The sequence below is a fragment of the Chitinophaga sp. 22620 genome (assembly GCF_052044405.1).
In the GTDB taxonomy this organism is placed as follows: Bacteria; Bacteroidota; Bacteroidia; order Chitinophagales; family Chitinophagaceae; genus Chitinophaga.
This window is the reverse complement of sequence record NZ_JBQEMV010000001.1, coordinates 1528729-1544285: the sequence shown is the minus strand read 5'-3', so window position 1 is coordinate 1544285 and position 15557 is coordinate 1528729. Positions and strand designations below refer to the sequence as shown.

At 52.3% G+C, this 15557-nt stretch carries 14 protein-coding genes; 4 read left to right on the top strand and 10 right to left on the bottom strand.

The window, feature by feature from the left end:
• Positions 1-47: 47 nt before the first annotated feature.
• From ACTJIK_RS06545 to ACTJIK_RS06535, 3 genes are all read right to left on the bottom strand, one after another.
• On the bottom strand, positions 48-623 hold the full coding sequence (locus ACTJIK_RS06545) for an ExbD/TolR family protein (RefSeq protein ID WP_440646139.1): 576 nt from the start codon (positions 621-623) through the stop codon (positions 48-50).
• A 58-nt stretch (positions 624-681) separates the two neighbouring features.
• Positions 682-1329 (bottom strand): ExbD/TolR family protein, encoded by a 648-nt coding sequence (locus ACTJIK_RS06540; RefSeq protein ID WP_440645553.1) that lies wholly within the window; start codon positions 1327-1329, stop codon positions 682-684.
• A gap of 70 nt (positions 1330-1399) precedes the next feature.
• The gene (locus ACTJIK_RS06535) at positions 1400-2254 is read right to left on the bottom strand and encodes a MotA/TolQ/ExbB proton channel family protein (protein WP_440645552.1); all 855 of its coding nucleotides are present in this window, start codon (positions 2252-2254) and stop codon (positions 1400-1402) included.
• Between the two features lie 590 nt (positions 2255-2844).
• Here ACTJIK_RS06535 and ACTJIK_RS06530 point away from each other — a divergent pair.
• The gene (locus ACTJIK_RS06530; RefSeq protein ID WP_440645551.1) at positions 2845-5400 is read left to right on the top strand and encodes a zinc-dependent metalloprotease; all 2556 of its coding nucleotides are present in this window, start codon (positions 2845-2847) and stop codon (positions 5398-5400) included.
• Positions 5401-5582: 182 nt separating this feature from the next.
• Here the strand turns inward: ACTJIK_RS06530 and ACTJIK_RS06525 are convergent, their stop codons facing one another.
• A complete protein-coding gene (locus ACTJIK_RS06525) occupies positions 5583-6146 on the bottom strand; it encodes an HPP family protein (RefSeq protein ID WP_440645550.1) in 564 nt (187 codons plus the stop codon).
• 64 nt (positions 6147-6210) lie between these two features.
• Here ACTJIK_RS06525 and ACTJIK_RS06520 point away from each other — a divergent pair, with 64 nt between their 5' ends.
• Both ACTJIK_RS06520 and ACTJIK_RS06515 read left to right on the top strand, forming a co-directional pair.
• Complete coding sequence (locus ACTJIK_RS06520; protein WP_440645549.1) at positions 6211-7242, top strand: LacI family DNA-binding transcriptional regulator; 1032 nt, start codon at positions 6211-6213, stop codon at positions 7240-7242.
• A 28-nt stretch (positions 7243-7270) separates the two neighbouring features.
• Entirely contained in the window at positions 7271-8092 is an 822-nt protein-coding gene (locus ACTJIK_RS06515; protein WP_440645548.1) for a hypothetical protein, read from the top strand.
• A 177-nt stretch (positions 8093-8269) separates the two neighbouring features.
• Here the strand turns inward: ACTJIK_RS06515 and ACTJIK_RS06510 are convergent, their stop codons facing one another.
• Positions 8270-9685 (bottom strand): alpha-L-fucosidase, encoded by a 1416-nt coding sequence (locus ACTJIK_RS06510; protein ID WP_440645547.1) that lies wholly within the window; start codon positions 9683-9685, stop codon positions 8270-8272.
• Between the two features lie 14 nt (positions 9686-9699).
• On the bottom strand, positions 9700-12252 hold the full coding sequence (locus ACTJIK_RS06505; RefSeq protein WP_440645546.1) for a beta-mannosidase: 2553 nt from the start codon (positions 12250-12252) through the stop codon (positions 9700-9702).
• Between the two features lie 70 nt (positions 12253-12322).
• Here ACTJIK_RS06505 and ACTJIK_RS06500 point away from each other — a divergent pair, with 70 nt between their 5' ends.
• A complete protein-coding gene (locus tag ACTJIK_RS06500; protein ID WP_440645545.1) occupies positions 12323-12496 on the top strand; it encodes a DUF6728 family protein in 174 nt (57 codons plus the stop codon).
• Positions 12497-12502: 6 nt separating this feature from the next.
• On the opposite strand, the gene lpxB is transcribed toward ACTJIK_RS06500, so the two are convergent.
• From lpxB to ACTJIK_RS06480, 4 genes are read right to left on the bottom strand one after another with little or no spacing between them, the layout of a single operon-like run.
• On the bottom strand, positions 12503-13603 hold the full coding sequence (gene lpxB / locus ACTJIK_RS06495) for a lipid-A-disaccharide synthase (RefSeq protein WP_440645544.1): 1101 nt from the start codon (positions 13601-13603) through the stop codon (positions 12503-12505).
• Positions 13604-13628: 25 nt separating this feature from the next.
• Positions 13629-13928 carry a hypothetical protein gene (locus ACTJIK_RS06490; RefSeq protein WP_440645543.1) on the bottom strand — a complete coding sequence of 100 codons (300 nt, stop codon included), beginning with the start codon at positions 13926-13928 and terminating at the stop codon, positions 13629-13631.
• 10 nt (positions 13929-13938) lie between these two features.
• Positions 13939-14712 (bottom strand): 5'/3'-nucleotidase SurE, encoded by a 774-nt coding sequence (gene surE / locus ACTJIK_RS06485; RefSeq protein ID WP_440645542.1) that lies wholly within the window; start codon positions 14710-14712, stop codon positions 13939-13941.
• Positions 14713-14765: 53 nt separating this feature from the next.
• Positions 14766-15548, bottom strand: a complete 783-nt coding sequence (locus tag ACTJIK_RS06480; protein WP_440645541.1) for an ABC transporter permease — start codon at positions 15546-15548, stop codon at positions 14766-14768.
• Between the last annotated feature and the right edge of the window lie 9 nt (positions 15549-15557).

Genomic DNA, 15557 nt, shown 5'->3' with positions numbered 1-15557 from the left:
TGTTACATGTTTATTGATGGATGCAAAAAATTAGTTTTTCCATAAATCTACTGGATACCGTTGCTGGCTTCAGTAGATTTGATCCATTGCTTGTCCTGGTCGCTGATATCCACCGTAGCATAACGCTGGATACGATTGATAGCCATTTCATCCAATAAATCTACAAAGTTCTGGTATGTGGCGCCGTCATCTGCTTTGATGATCACTACCACATCTTCGGGTTCGCCTTTAAAGTTACGCAGCCTTGCCACTTCATCGCGCTTCTTGATGATCACGTCGCGGATGCCGCCGGTGTTGGCAAACGAAGTTGCTTTAAAGAAGTCCGGGTTGCTGGAGGCATTGGGGTCTTGCGCCAATCCCTCGTAGTAGTAAACCTGGTTCTTCTTGCCAAGGAGAATCGTGAGAGCGGTGCTTTCCTTCACCTTGTTCTGCTCTTCCTGCTTCTCAGTATCCTTGGGCATGATCAGATCCATCGTTTTGGGCTTGGACATGGTGGTGGTCAACATGAAGAAGGTGATCAGGAGAAACCCGAGATCCACCATCGGAGTCATGTCCACACGGGTCGAAAGCTTTTTCGATTTCGTACCATCATGTTTACCACCGCCCTTACTACTGGTATCCATTTCAGCCATGGTAGCAAATTTTTTTTGGTCTGTTAATGTTGTTTACTGTTCAGCATCATTACTGTTGCTGCTCTTCAAATATTGCAGCAGCAGAGCCCGCCGGCTTGGCTTCCAGGTTGGTCACCAGGTTCAGCTTCTGGATCTTCTTCTCTTTGAAGGTATCCAGCACCCGTTTGATCACCGGGTAAGGCGTTTCGTTATCTGCCTTGATGCAATATTTCAACTTGTTGTTGTTCCCCTGGGCAGACCGGGCATATTCGATCCAGATGGCCAGCTCATTGTTGGTGGAGTCCATCGGGATGCCGATCTCTGCTTTAGAGTTCTTACGCTCGTCTGCGCTCATGGAAAGAACACGGCCCAGATTTTTGAAGTCCGTACCAATGCTGGAACCCACCTGGAAACTCTTGATCTGTGCAGGAGTGAGGTTAAGTTTGAAGTTGGTATTCAGATCCTCAATAAGTTGTTTTCTTTTCGGCTGACCGTCCATGCTGAAGAACACTCTCCCGTCCTTGTCTACCGTCAGCAAAATCACGTCGGAATCCGGCAGTAATTGCGTGTTGATAGAGGAGGGAGTAACCACAGCCACCGGCTCGTCCGGTTTGAACTTGGTTGCCAGCATGAAGAAGGTCAGCAGCAGGAACGCTACGTCGCACATCGCAGTCATGTCGATGAGGGTGCTTTTCCTGGGCATTTTTACCTTTGGCATCTTACTCCTTTTATTTGGTTCACTTAATTAGATTCAATTCTCCGCAGATTCCACACTATAATTTACGAAATTATTTGTGGTTGGCAGCGAAAGACTGTGTCAAAGTAAAGCCAGATTCGTCAATAGCGTAAGTGATGCTATCGATATTGGTAGTGAAGTAGTTGTACATGATGATCGCGATAGCGGAAGTACCGATACCTAAAGCGGTATTAATCAACGCTTCAGAGATACCAAGTGCCAGGGCGGCAGAGTCAGGTGCACCGCTGGAAGACATCGCGGAAAACGCCTTGATCATCCCGAGTACCGTACCGAACAGGCCGAGCAGGGTAGCTACGGAAGCGATGGTAGACAGGAACACCAGGTTCTTTTCCATCATCGGCAGTTCCAGCGCAGTGGTTTCTTCGATCTCGTTCTTAATGGTCAGGATCTTCTGATCTGTGTCCAGCTCAGTATTGGTGATCATTTCCTTGTACTTTTTCAGACCGGCTTTCAGTACGTTACCTACAGAACCTTTCTGTTTGTCGCACTCAGACAGGGCCGCGTCAACATTTTTGTTGGCCAGGTGATACTGCACTTTGCGTACCAGCTCAGAACCGCTGAACTTACCTTTGGCTTTTGCCAGGTACAGGAAGCGCTCAATAACGAAAGTGAGGCAGATCAACAGGGTCGAGATCAGGATAGGCACGATAGCACCGCCTTTGTGCACAGTACCAAACCATTTGCCGATACCTGCTTCAACCGGGTGATTTTCAGGATTGCCGCCTTGGAAATTCGCGGGATTCCCCAGAACAAAAATGTAAAAGATGTACCCGATTGCTATACAAATGGGCACAGCCAGGATCGCAAATAAGTTGGAAGACTTCTTGGCCTGATGAGAGGAAGTTTTGGCAGCAGCTGCAGTCACAGTTGTTTTAGTCTCAGCCATGTTGATTGAATTTTAGTGTTAAAAATTAAACTGTTTGTTTGTTAGTAATTAAGATTTAGATCGCATTTATTCTCAAACTCACAAAATAACCGGCTTATAATCAGTGATTCGCAAAGTTATAAGCCTTCCTCAAAAAAACAAGTGTCACCCAAGAAATTTAACCATACCCCTCAAAGCCCCGTAAACAGAGCGTTTCCACCTTTCACATTTATTGAGCAAACACTTAAATAAGTAAAACAAATAATATAACTCGTACCGTCCTCTTCCAACCCGGCCCCCACTGTCAAGGGAATCGATTGATTTTTTTCAAAGTTGGACGCACAATTTAAGAAAATTTTCAAATGATCCAACAAAAATTTAATTCATCGCTTAACGGCGGGCTACCTTCACTAGCGTGGAGTTTCGGTCGTTGGCATGGTAATTAGTGTTCTCGCATCCGTTCCGGCAATTTACGGCTTTTTCTTTCCGTTCCTAATCGCTTTTGCACATTTATGGATTTTTATCTGTTAATTTAACACTTATCCCTTTCTTTGTCCATATTAAATGTTCATATTAATTCCTTTACAAATCAATAAAACCACCAACAACCAATGTATTTACCGAGCAAATTAACTGCGGCAGTAGCAGGTCTCATGTGCGCTGCCTGCATGTTCACACCCTATGCCGCCGGGGCACAGAGAAAGAAAAAAGATGATAAATCGAAACCCGCCGCCACAGCACCAGCCAAAGACTCCACCAAACCCGCAGGACCGCCCGCAGGAGGACCGCCCAAACCGGCGCCAAAAAAATTCGCGGAGGTGATCACCACCAAAGCCAAGGCAGACTCAGGCATGTTCAATATCTACAAGCAGGACGACAAGTTCTTCGTGGAAATCCCTGACAACCTCCTCGGCCGCGACATCCTCGTGGTAAACCGCATGTCCAAAGCAGCAGCCGGCATGCGCGTCGGTATGTTCGGCTTCGGAGGCGACCAGATCAACGAAAACGTGATCCGCTTCGAAAAAGGACCCAACAACCGCATCTTCCTGAAGAACATCTCCTTCGCGGAGCGTTCCAAAGACTCCACCCAGCCCATGTATATCTCCGTGCTGAACTCCAACATCCAGCCCATTGTCGCTTCCTTCGACGTCAAAGCATTTTCGAAGGAAAACAACGGCTCCGTGCTGGACTTTACCGACTACATCAACGGCGATAACGACATCCTGTTCTTCGACGGCAGCCTGAAAGGCATGCTCAAGCTGGGCCCTCCCCAGCCGGACAAATCCTATATCCAGGATGTACGCTCCTACCCCGGCAACGTGGAAATAAAGACCGTTAAGACCTACACCAAAAGCGGCTCCTCTCCCATGCCCGGCATGCCCCCCACCGGCGGCGGCTATGCCACCCTGGAACTGAACAGCTCCATGGTGCTGCTGCCCGAAGTGCCCATGCAGCCCCGCTACTTCGACCCCCGCGTTGGGTATTTCGCTACCAGTCTTACCGACTTCGATGCGGACCCCCAGGGTGTTAAAAGGCTCACCATGGTTACCCGCTGGCGCCTGGAACCCAAGGCTGAAGACCTGGAGAAATGGAAAAAAGGCGAACTGGTGGAACCTAAAAAACCCATCGTATTCTATATCGATCCCGCTACCCCGGCCAAATGGCGTAAATACCTCATCCAGGGTGTGAACGACTGGCAGGGAGCTTTCGAGCAGGCCGGCTTCAAAAACGCTATTTATGCGAAAATGGCGCCTACCAAAGACGAAGACTCTACCTGGAGCCTGGAAGACGCCCGCTATTCCGCCATTGTGTACAAGCCTTCCGACGTGCCTAACGCCTCCGGCCCGCACGTACACGATCCCCGCTCCGGCGAGATCCTGGAAAGCCACATCAACTGGTATCATAACGTAATGCGCCTGCTGCGCAACTGGTACTTCATCCAGGCAGCGCCCAACGACGAACGCGCCCGCAAAATGACCTTCGACGACGAGCTGATGGGCGAACTGATCCGCTTCGTATCTTCCCACGAAGTAGGCCACACCCTCGGCCTGCGCCACAACTTCGGCTCCAGCTCCGCTTACCCGGTTGAAAAACTGCGCGACAAGAACTGGGTGAAAGAGAACGGCCACGCCGCTTCTATTATGGACTACGCCCGTTTTAACTACGTTGCCCAGCCCGGCGACGGCATCACCGGCGCGGACCTGTACCCCCGCATCAACCATTACGACAAATGGGCCATTGAATGGGGTTACAAAGCCATTCCCGGTACCAACGAAGATTCCGAGAAAAGCACCCTCAACAAGTGGGTGATCAGCAAGATGCAGGATAAAAAATACTGGTTCGGCACCGAAAGCAACCCCGACGATCCGCGCAGCCAGAACGAAGACCTTGGCGACAACGCCATGAAAGCCAGCGGTTACGGTATCAAGAACCTCCAGCGCATTGTGCCCAACCTCATGGCCTGGACGCGTACCGACAACGAAGGTTACGGTACCCTGGGCGAGCTGTATGGCGAAGTGCTGGGTCAATATACCCGCTACATGGGCCATGTGGCCAAAAACGTAGGCGGTATCTATGAAACGCCGAAAACAGTTGAGCAGAACGGCGCTATCTACGAAACCGTACCGAAAGCCACCCAGAAAGATGCGGTAGCTTTCCTCCAGGCACAGCTGTTCACCACCCCCACCTGGCTGATCAATAAAGACATCCTGACAAGAGTGAAAGCGGATGCGCCTTCCATCATCCTGGCCCGCCAGGAGGCAGTGCTGGGCCGTTTGCTGAGCGCAGCCACCATCAACAAGCTGCTGAATGCCGAAGCCATGGAATCTGATTCCTACAAGGCCGCTGAATTCATGAACGATCTGAAAAAAGGCGTGTTCTCCGAACTGGCGGCAGGCAAACAGATCGATATCTACAGGAGAAACCTGCAGAAAGCATACGTAAACAGCCTGATCGGCCTGCTGAGCAAACCGGATGTAACCGGTGTGCCGGCTGCTTTTGCTTCCATGTTCCCCAACCCGACCCGTACAGACGTTACAAGCCTTGCCCGTGCACAGCTCAGCTCCATCCGTTCCGAAGCCCGCGCCGCGGCCGCTCCGGACGCTATGAGCCGCTACCACCTGCAGGACCTGGCAGACCGCATCAACAAAGCGCTTGACCCTAAATAAACCAGGCGTCAGCAACATATAAAATAAAACAAAACCGCCCCGGCTGCAAATGCCGGGGCGGTTTTGTTTTGGATACATTATAAGAAAGGCCCGCCCGATATCGGGCGGGCCTGTTATTACCCTATACTAATAAAAGTACAGCGTAAAGATATCAGCCGGTTATGCAGTGTATCTGCGCAGCGTTACCACCATTTCCCGCGGGCGGGGTAACTGCGGTTGCCGGGAATATTATTCACGATAAAGGCTACCAGCAGCAATATAAAAACGCCCGAAGCCACAGGGCTCAGCACATACAGGTATCCCAGCGCCCTGATCTTCTGGCTGCCGGCAACTGCCAGCAATGCCGTGGCGCCGCCGGGCGGGTGCACCGTTTTGGTCAGCTGCATGACAACTATGGAGCAGGCCACCGCCAGCGCACCGGCCAGCCATTCCCATTCGGGGCCGGAGATCAGCAGGCACATGGTAACCCCCGTGATTGCGCTCAGCACATGCCCGCCGATCACGTTGCGTGGCTGGGCAAGCGGGCTTTGGGTATGCCCGTAAATAAGCACGGCCGATGCGCCGAAAGAGCCCAGCACAAAGAGATTGTCCCGCGCGGGCAGGTAAAACTGGTTAAGCGCTCCGATAAGGCCCACGCCGAGGAAAGCCCCGAGGAACGACCAGGCCATATCCTTTTTATCTACTAACGTTTCGCGGTATATTACATACCGGGCTATCCTGTAAGTCCGTTTAATGCGATGCTTCATGGGATGCAAAAATACACCTATCAATAAATTTTCTTAATATCGCCCTAAATCTACATGCCTCAACGTGAAAGAACGTCATAACACCAATAAGATAACGATCTACGACATCGCACAGGCATTAGGGCTCAGTGCATCCACCGTTAGCCGCGCATTGCAGAACAACCCCCTGATCAACGAGGAAACCCGTTTAAAGGTGCAGGACACTGCCGCCGAAATGGGTTACGTACCCAACTGGATCGCTTCCAGCCTCCGGAAAAAACGTTCCAACATCCTGGGCCTTATTGTACCCAGAACCAGCATGTACTTCCAAAGCACCGCCATCAGCGGCATCCAGCACGAAGCCCACAAATACGGCTTCAGCATCGTGATCGGCCAGTCAGACGAAACTGTGGCCATGGAAAAGGAACTGGTGCATACCTTCTTTTCCCTCAGGGTAGACGGGCTGCTGGCCGTAGCTTCCATGTTCACCACCAACTTCGACCATTTTTCTCCATTCATACGCAACAATATCCCGCTCGTGTTCTACGACCGCGTGCCGATCGACTTCCCCGGCTATTCCATCACCGGCGACGATTTCAAAGGCGGATTCCTGGCCACGGAACACCTCATCAAACAGGGCTGCAAGCGCATTGCCCATTTCTCCGGCCAGCTTACCTGCAACCTGTACCAGCAACGCCTCGCAGGTTACAAAGCTGCTTTAGCCAAATACAAGATCCCTTTCGACGATTCCCTGATCTACATTCACAACCTCACCCTCGACGCCGGCGCCGAAGCCGCACGGCAGATCTTCGCGTTAGACAACCTGCCTGACGGGCTTTTTGCCGCCAACGACAGCTCCGCCGTCGCTTTTATCCAGGAAGCGCGCCGCAAAGGCATCCAGGTGCCGGAACAGGTGAAGGTGGTGGGGTATTCCAACGACCTGTCCAGCCGCATCATCAGTCCTTCGCTCACCACCATCGAACAATCCGGTTACCGCATGGGCGAAAAGGCAGTGGAAACAATGGTGCAGCTGATCAACAAAGAGGATAAGATCAAGATCACCCGGAATTACGTATTTGAAGTAGAGCTTATTCCACGGGAATCATCTCAGCGATAGTTTCTTATTTAAAACCTACAACGACTTTATGAAAAAAATTATCCGCATCCTTTTACCGGTACTGGCCGTGCTAAGCATGACCTCCTGCAGCCGCGACATCTACGTGCCCAACCAGGTGAACGCACCCCTGCTGAAAGAAAAAAACGAATTCAAGGCCAACCTCTCCCTGTCCAACTGGCAGGCGGCATATGCCATTACGGACAATATAGGCGTGATGGTAAACGGCCAGTACGTAAACCGCGCCATCTTTTTTGACGACGACAACGACAGCGATAACGACGACGACCTGTTCGTAGACAAAAACACCCGTGGCGGCATTATCGAAGGGGCCGTAGGTTTCTTCAAGCCTGTAGACACCAAAAAGCGCGCAGTCTTTGATGTTTGGGCCGGTTACGGCAACGGCGCCTTCAAAACCCTGGACGGCAATTTCAATTCAGCCCCCGCCGGTACATCCACAGCGGGTTATACGCTGCGCACGAAGTTCAATAAATTTTTTGTGCAGCCGGCCTTTGGCCTGAGCCATAAGGTAGTGGAAGCTTCGTTTGCCACACGCTTTTCCCTGGTGAAATTCTACGGGCAATCCATGGGCGCGAACGTTTTTGAAAACGACGAAAACCGCCGCCTCAATTTCATGAGCCTCGGCGACAATGTAGTGCCTTTCTTTGAACCGGCGTTCACCGTGAAAGTAGGTTACCGTTACGTGAAATGGTTCGGCCAGCTCATGTTCTCCGTGCCCATGAACGACGAAACCTACAGCGGCTACGAAGTGAACGAATATTTCCAGCCGGTATCCTTCACCATGGGCGTGGCCCTCAACTTCGGGCAATGGGTGAAAGATGCAGGGAAGTGATTTGAGATATTGAAAAAAAAATTGAAGGGCGCTTATCGGCGCCCTTTTTATTTTAATGTTAATGAGTGAAAAACAATCAGTCTCAAAAAACTTTTGCTTTTTGAAAACCAATATCTTTATCGCGATAATAAAAAAGGCCGCTCTTCCCAGAACGGCCTTCGCTATCAATATTCAAAGTTATTGTATCCTCACTGCCACCGCATGTTCCCCGCCGCGTTTCCGGGCAGCCGCAGGCAAGCGTATTTCCACCGTGTCACCTTCCTGTTTCCAGCTCAGCTTCCCTTTGTAGCCCAGCAATTCCATTTTAGCGCCCTTTTTAGGCGAAATGCCGGCGAATTTTATCACGGAGGGTAGTTGCTCCCCGTTTTCCATTAAATAGATCGCATACACGGCGCTGCCGTCCTTTTTCCGGGTGAAGCATACTTTCCCGTCTTTGTAAGGGGCGATGTAACGCGTGCCGTAAATCGCTTCACCGTTGGTGCTCATCCAGGCGCCGATGCTGTCCAGCTTGCGGTAAGCTTCGTCGTGCCAGGTACCGTCCGGGCCGGGGCCAACGTTCAGCAAATAGTTGCCGCCTTTGGCCACAATGTCCACCAGGTTGTGGATGAGCGTGTTCACGGATTTGTAGCGGTCGTCGGGCACATAGCTCCAGGAGCCGCCCATGGTCATGCAGGTTTCCCAGGGGTAATCCAGCGGCTTGTCGGGGATGGATTGTTCAGGTGTGCGGTAGTTCTCGAAAGGGCCATGCACGCTGCGGTCCACCACGATCAGGCCGGGCTGGTGCCTGCGCGCCATTGCGGTAATGACGGGCATATTGATGTCCTGGTCCTGCGGGGGCGTTTTGCTCCAGCTCAGCGATTCCTTGGTCTGCATGCTCAGCGGGCGCACCCAGCCGCCGTCCAGCCAGAGGATGTCCACTTTCCCGTAGCCGGTCATCAGCTCCTCGATCTGGTTGAAAGTAAAGGTCTGGAACGATTTCCAGCGCTCGGGATATTTTGCGATATCGTAGCTCGGGTTACGGTCTTTCGGCGGAAAGTACGGCCACCAGTAAGAATCCACGTTCCAGTCGGGCTTGGAAAAATACGCGCCGATGTGGATGCCTTCTTTGCGGAAGGCGTTGAAGGTCTCTTTGGTCACGTCCGCCCGCGGGTCTTTGCTGAAAGGCACATTGGGCGCGGTGATCTTGTATTGTGACTGTTTGGTGTCAAACATATTGAAGCCGTCGTGGTGTTTGGTGGTGAACACCATGTATTTCATACCCGCTTTTTTAGCGGCGGCCGCCCATTTGGCGGGATCAAACTTTTGCGGGTTGAAGGTGTTGGCCAGGGCTTCGTATTTCTGCACGTATTCGTAATAGGGAATACCGGCGGGCTTGCGCTGCGTCCAGCCTTCGTCTTCAGGGCAAAGGCTCCACGATTCCACGATACCCCACTGGGAATAGGTGCCCCAGTGCATCATAAGGCCGAACTTCCAGTCCTGCCACTCATCCAGCTTCTGCAGCACCAGCGGGTCTGTTTCCTTTACGTAAGGCTCGTTCTGCGCCTGAGCGCCCAGCGCGGCCAACAGGCAAGCTCCCAAAAAGATCTTTTTCATAGTGTTCACTGTTTTTATTTCTCGCACGCATTTGCAATGTGCAGCACGCGTAATTGTTTGCTTACCTCAGCGGCGGTCAGCAGGGTGCTGAGCTGCAGCGTCCTGGTGGCGCCCGGTAGCAGGTCGAAGTAGTTGTCCGAAAAATGCGAAACGCCTTTATCGTCTTCGAGTAGCAGGCAGACGTTTTTCGCCAGCTTACCAGCGCTCACCTGCACGGAAATCTTCCCTTCGTTCTCCGTTACATGTGTGGTTACCACCGGTTCAGGCAATTGCAGGTCGCGGGGCGCAGCAAAATAAAACACATTCTCAGACACCTGCTGGTTGTTCTTTAACAGTTTGGTGTACAATATTACCTTAGATGCGTCCCCGCCGTTGAGCAGCTCCTTCTTTCCGATGCTGTGCACTGCTTCGCTCGTGCTGGCTTTGGCTTTCACAGCAAGCTGTTTTTCAGACAACACTTTGCCTTCCATATCCATCAGCTGCAGCACCAGGCGGAGGTTTTCATCTTCCAGCCGGTCGTTCACCACATAGGTCCTTACTTTATCTTCTTCCAATGTATTGCTTACCAGGATGGGCGCGTAGGCTTTTTTTACGAAATACTGCATGGCCTTCCAGCGGCCGTAATAATCGATGCCGCTCCAGGATGCGCCGGGCCAGCAGTCGTTGAACTGCCAGTAAAGCGTGCCCATGCAGAAAGGCATAGCCCTGCGGTGCGCTTCCATGCCCGTTTTCATGCCTTCGGCCTGCAATACCTGGCTCAGGTAAAGGAAGGCGGGGAAGTTGCGGGGCTGTTTGTAATAATGATCCATGTAGGTTTTGATAGCCGCATTGCCGCGGGTGGTGCTTTTCTGATGCGCCTGCATCACGAAGGAATTAATATCCCACTGGCTGCTGTCCGCATAGGTGCGCACGGTATTCAGTTCGGGGAAGGACTGGAAACCGTACTCGCTCATGAAGCGGGGAATGTGCGTGGTGAAGGCTTCGAACCATTCCATGCCGTGCCATACGCCCCAGTAGTGGTTATCGCCGTGACGGAAGTCCTCCGCCTTGCCCCAGTTGCTGATGGGGGAAGAAGGAAAATAAAAACGCCCCGGATCGTGCTGCTGCACTTCTTTCTTCAGAATGTCCTGGAAGAGGGTATCGTATCCTTTCAGCATTTTCTGCCACTGTGCGTCTGTATACGCGTAGCCATCCTTCCACCCCCAGTTCTTGATAGCCACGGCAATTTCATTGTTGCCGCACCAAAGCGCGAGGGAGGGGTGATTGCGCAGCCGCGCGATATTGTACGCGGTTTCTTCTTTCACCTGCTCCAGGAAATTTTTATCTGAAGGATAAAGCGTGCAGGCGAACATAAAATCCTGCCATACGAGTATCCCTTTTTCGTCCGCAAGGTCGTAGAACTGGTCGTTCTCATAAATGCCGCCGCCCCATACACGGATCATGTTGAAGTGGGAAGACTGCATGTCTGCAAACATCTTTTCGTATTGCTGCGGGCTCACGCGGGGCAGGAAGTTATCGGAGGGAATGTAGTTGGCGCCTTTCATGAACACGGGGTGGCCATTCACTTTCACGTAAAAGCTGGTGCCCATCTTGTCCGCCTCGTTGATCACTTCGATGGTTCTCAGCCCTATCCTGCGTTGCATTTTTTGTACGGTATCCCTGCCATGGATCACGGCTACGGAAACGGGGTAAAGATGTTGTTCTCCCAGCCCGTTGGGCCACCAGCGCCTGGGTTTGGGAATGGTAAAGGCAATGTCTGTTTCTGTTGCACCGGCTGTAAGCTGGGCGTTGAAGGTTTTGGTACTGAAAGCGCCGCTTTGGCTGTACACGGCTATTTTATATTGCCCGGCCTGCTGCACGTCCAGCTTCACGCGGGCCGTGAGCTGCGCGGAGGCGGTGGTAAGCTGCTGCTGTTTGATCCATACGTCTCTCAGCTGCGCTTTGTTCCAGGCCACAAAATACACCGGCCGCCAGATGCCGCTGGTCACATAACGCGGGCCCCAGTCCCAGCCATAGTGGTAGGGCGCTTTGCGGGCATGCACGCTCAGCGGGATGTCGTCCGCATCGTTGCCTGCCGGGTACACCAGCCGATCGTTCATGAATTTGGGCATATCGTTCGCGATCGGGCTGTGGAAGTAGATGCGCAGCTGGTTCAGGCCGGGTTTGAGGAATGATTTCACGGGCACCTGTTTGCCCGCGAACATATTTTGCGCTTTTAATATGAGCTGGTCGTTCAGGTACACGTCCGCATAGGTATCGAGGCCTGTAAAATCCAGCGCCAATCCATCGTATTGGAGCGTAACCGGCGGCACGAGGAATGAAGTCCGGTATTCCCAGTCTTTTTTATCGATCCATTGCAGGCCTTTTTCGTTGGCCCCGGCAAAAGGATCAGGGATCAGCCGGTGGGCCAGCAGGTCCGTATGCACGGTGCCGGGCACAGCGGCCCTCCGCCATACATTCTCATCTGTTCTTCTGAATTCCCACGCGCTGTCGACTATTATCCGCATCTGCGCGGAAGCGGGTATGGCCAGTATGGCCGTCAATACCCCCAATAGTAATTTCCTCATATCTGTAAACGTGCTTAAGCGGGGTAAAAATAACGGTTATTGACAAAATGGAATTATGGATATTTGGGGTATGAAAAGCATCTGGCGCCAAATACTGCAATACCTCTACATCAAAAAGCGCGACAAATCCGAACCGCTGAACACCAATACGAAGCTGATGCACGGCATGAACCGGATCTCCATCATCGTGTTCCTCATCGCGCTCATCGTGATGCTGGTCAAAGTGATCAGGCATTATTTGTAGCCTCTCCTACTTCACCATGGCCACGATAGCCTCCGCCGCTTTGCGGGAAGCCGTGCCGTCGCCCAGCAGCGTCCACAGCATGGCGTAATCGGCTTTCATTTGTTGGTGGCGGGCGGTATCCTTTAAGATAAGCGTTAGTTCTTTAAGAAGGTTTTCTTCCGTGAGCTCGTCCTGGATCAGTTCCTTCACTACGGGTTTATCCATAATGAGGTTCACCAGCGAAATATATTTCACTTTGATCAGCCGTTTGGCGAAGAAATAAGACACGGAGCTGCCTTTGTAACACACCACTTCGGGCACGCCGAACAAGGCGGTTTCGAGGGTAGCGGTGCCGGAGGTGACCAGCGCGGCCGTAGCCTGCAGCAGCAGCGGGTAGGTTTGTCCTTTTACGACAGACACATTGGGGTATGCGCCGGTAAAACCGTTGATAAAACTATCGTCCAGGCTGGGGGCCTGGGCCATGATGAACTGGTATTCGGGGAAATATCTGGCCATGGAAAGCATCACCGGCAGTTTCTTTTCCACTTCCTGCTTACGGCTGCCCGGCAGCAGGGCAATGATGGGTTTGCCGGAGAACGGCGGCAGGGCGGGCGCTTCCTTGGCGGCTTTCACCGCTTCGATGAGCGGGTGGCCAACATATTCCACTTCAAAGTTCCATTTCTTATAAAAATCCTTTTCGAAAGGAAGGATGACGAGCATTTTGTCCACCGTTTCCCTGATCTTCTTCACGCGGCCTTCTTTCCAGGCCCATACCTGCGGGCTGATGTAATACACTACTTTCAGGCCCTGCTGTTTGGCCCATTCGGCGATGCGCAGGTTAAAGCCGGGGTAATCGATCAGCACCAGCACATCCGGCTTCCAGGCTTCGATATCTTTTTTGCAGAGGTCGAGGTTTTTGAAGATGGTGCGCAGGTTCATCACTACTTCCACGAAGCCCATGAACGCAAGGTCTTTGTAATGTTTCACCACGGTGGCGCCGGCCTGTTCCATCAGGTCGCCGCCCCAGCAGCGGATGTCTGCCTGCTGATCCTGCTGCCTGAGCTGCCTGACCAGGTTGCTGCCATGCAGGTCGCCGGAGGCTTCCCCGGCAATTAAATAGTACTTCATCCCTAAACGAATTTCACGGAACTGATCAGATAATTTTAAGCAGCAAGATAACGATTGCGTACAACAATGTGATCAGGAAAATGCCGCGGGCGGTGAGGTCGAGCCGTTTGCGGGTGTAGAGGTAAAAAACGATGCCGTTGGCGAGCAGGCAGATGCTGATCACCTTGGGTATCTGCTGGCGGGCATTTTTGAGGTAAATGAGGAAGTCCGCCAGGTTCACGTCTTTCGGCATGTACACGGCCAGCAGCCAATACAGCAGGAAGGCGGCCAGCGGGGTGAGGAAGCCGAGCAGTATGCCGAGTGGTAGTTTGTCTTGATTCAACATGGTCATAGGATTATTGGAATTGCCATTCGGTTTCCAGTCTTCCCTTCAGGCGGTAATCTGTAAGGTCGAACTGTACAGGCACAAGGGATGTATAGCCGTTTTCGAGGGCCCACACGTCTGTATCGTTCCCGAGATCTTTGTTCGAGAATTCGCCGGTGAGCCAGTAGTATTTTTTGCCGTGCGGGTCTCTGCGCTCGTCGAACTCTTCTTTCCATTTGGCATTGGCCTGCCGTGCAATGCGTACGCCTTTATAATCCCCAGCCGGCACGTCGGGAATGTTCACATTGAACAGCGAATGCGGCGGCAGCGGCGTTTCCAGCATCTTTTTGGCGATCTCGTGCGCCACCTGCCGGGGAACGCTGAAATCCGCGTCGTAAGCGTAGTTGAGAAAAGAGAACCCCACGGAAGGAATGCCTTCGATCGCGGCTTCCATGGCGGCGGACATCGTACCGGAATAGATGATGTTGATGGAATGGTTCGCGCCATGGTTGATACCGCTCACACAGATGTCCGGCGAACGGTCCAGTATCTTGTCCCGCGCCAGTTTCACACAGTCTACCGGCGTGCCGGAGCAGGTCCATGCTTCTATTCCTTGAAAAATATCCACCTGGTTCAGCCGTAAGGGAAAGCCGAGCGTGATGGCGTGGCCTTTACCGGATTGCGGGCTGTCCGGCGCCACCACCACTACTTTCCCAAGGGGCTTTACAGCTTCAATGAGATTGCGTATGCCGGGGGCGGTAATGCCGTCGTCGTTCGTTACCAGTATCAGGTTTTCCTTCTTCACGATCTTACTTTTATCAACAAAAATACATGCTGGGATTTACAAAATATGGTTAATTACAGATCAGCCTTTTTCATTTTGAACCAGGAAAGCGCAGTGAAAACCGCGATATAGAACCATGCTACCAGCACATAGGTGGTTTTGGTCGGGCCGGGACCTCCTTTGCGCATCAGGTCGCGCAGCCTGTCGAACATCCCGGGCACAAGCCTGTCTGTGCTCTCCAGCGGCAGGTAACCGCCTGTATGGTATTTCACTTTGAAATCGAGCAGGCCAGCGATCGCAAATTCTCCGACATACACGTACATGATGTAAATGCCGATGGCGATACCCGCCCTTTTCATATACACGCCCAGGAAAAACGCCATGGACAGGTAGGCGAGGCTTTGCGTGAACGTGTACCATATAAAGATGGTTCCATCCGTCGCGTCGCCGGTTCCGGTTTTCAGGCCGAAGACAAGCGCCGTCAGCGCAATCACCACTGTAATGAAGAGCGCCGCGGTCAGCAACACGCCGAATTTGGCGTTGATGTACTGTTCCCTGCTCCACCCGTCGATGATATTCTGGCGGATGGTGCGGAAATTATTTTCGTTCGTGAGGAAGATGACCAGCATGATGCCGATAACGGGCGTTGCCAGGCTCCCGATCCAGGCGGTCGTGTCCCATACTTTCGGGAACGAGAACGCAGCGAGGAATTGAGCCACGGCCTGGTTGGTGGATGTAAGCGCGCTTTCAAACGCCCAGGTGAGCAGCGGCACTGCGAGCACAAACAGCCCGGTCAGTATCCAGAACGTGCGGTATGCTTTTACTTTAAGCCATTCTATATTCAGTAATCGTATCATGATTCAATG